Genomic DNA, 1,757 nt, shown 5'->3' with positions numbered 1-1,757 from the left:
GTTAAGCCCTCCAGCGCCGATGGTACTTGGACCGCAGGGTCCTGGGAGAGTAGGACGTTGCCAAGCGGACAAAGCCGAGTCTTTGCAGAAATGCAGAGGCTCGGCTTTTTTTACATAAACTGAATACAACGACCAAGGACCCGGGCACTGGCCAGTTTTTTCTTGTGCTTACTGTTGATACACTTCGTACACCCTGAACAGCATCGGGCTTCTCTTCAGGGATGCGGCCGATACATCTAACTGGAAAACCTCATGTTAATATTACTTCATTAGCGTATATATCGAATCTAACGGGATTTCCTCCAGTTAAATTTGGCGATATGGCACCCAGGATCGAATATGGCGAGAATTAACGGGAGGTTTTCCTTGTAATACCATTTAAAATYAGTTATGAGTCGAATTACCATGACGTTTTCCAGTTAGTTTGATAATGGATGACTCCCGCCCGGGAGCATTTTGTGTGGAATAGGATGATTATGGTTATATAGAAAGACAGAGGGTATTGGTCGCTAAGTGCAAGAACTACTGGTGGCTTAAGGTGGTATRATGGACGAATGAGTCCAAATTTTCCTGATGTAAGGGGTGTTACTACGTGACGGTCAAACCGGTTTCGTTCTTCTCCGCAGCTTTATTCAGTCGTAAAACATGTTATGTGGTACTGCCACCGAGCTATGAGCAATCTGACCGCCGATACCCGGTTCTCTACCTGTTGCACGGTATGAATGGAACGGAAGTAAGCTGGATGAACAACGCCGGGGCGCAGGAGACCGTGACTCGGTTCATGGAAACTGGAGAACTACAAGAGTGTATAGTGGTGATGCCGAACGATGGAGAATACGGCCAAGGGACTTTTTATGCAGATTGGTATGATGGGACAGGGAATTTCGAGCAATACATGGTGCATGATCTCATTCCGTTCATCGATCAAGAGTTCCGGACATTGGGCACGAGAGAGAGTCGGGTAATTAGTGGATATTCGATGGGAGGATACGGTGCGTTCTTACTAGCGTTAAAGCATCCAGCCTTATTCGGTGCCGCTTCCAGCTTATCCGGAGCACTGGGCAGCATTAGGCAAATGCCTTATCGAGACTTTGTTCGCTCTTCTTTTCCGCGGATGTTTGGTCCAGTGAACGGGCCTCATGCTAGTTCGTATGATTTGATGTTGTTGGCCTCTGAGCGACTGAAGGGTGGGGAAAAGCCGGAGCTTTATTTCGACTGCGGCACAGAGGATTCCTTGATCCCATTAAATACCGGGTTTCATCAGTACTTGAATTCCATAAGCTATCCTCATGCGTACAAGGAGTTTCCAGGCGAGCACAATTGGAGCTACTGGAAGGAGCATTTGCCTGATACGCTTGCCTTTTTCAAGAGGTATTGGAGTGAGGTTGGAGGGCAATAAAACTTTATCTGAATTAGGGGTTGCATCCTGCTAGGCTATGTGATATTATATTTCTTGCCGCTAAAATACACTTCGAAAAACTTGAAGTGATGCAGGCAAATGAATAAAGTTGTTCCTTGAAAACTGGATAGCGAAACGATAACGAGAACTAGAGCAATCTAGTGGCAATTGTGAGCTTGGARACGATATTCCTTCGGGAAAATCGAGGATAAGCAAGTAAGAGCGCACGGAGGATGCCTAGGCACTAGGAGCCGAAGAAGGACGTGGCGAACGACGAAATGCCTCGGGGAGCCGTAAGCAGGCTTTGATCCGGGGATGTCCGAATGGGGAAACCCAGCAGCCGTAATAGGTTGTTACT

The 1,757-nt window shown here is 47.1% G+C and carries 1 protein-coding gene and 1 rRNA gene; both read left to right on the top strand.

Translation table 11 applies throughout. From position 1 onward, the window contains the following. Positions 1–592: 592 nt before the first annotated feature. Positions 593–1,399: an alpha/beta hydrolase gene (locus tag AC1DWB_RS34610; RefSeq protein WP_477545603.1), complete on the top strand. Its 807-nt coding sequence runs from the start codon at positions 593–595 to the stop codon at positions 1,397–1,399. Positions 1,400–1,605: 206 nt separating this feature from the next. After that, positions 1,606–1,757 (top strand): 23S ribosomal RNA (locus AC1DWB_RS34605); the annotation flags it as partial.

It is taken from the genome of Paenibacillus sp. P4_E11, assembly GCF_056401635.1.
Note: the sequence above shows the minus strand (reverse complement) of the source record. Positions and strands in the feature narration are given on the sequence as shown.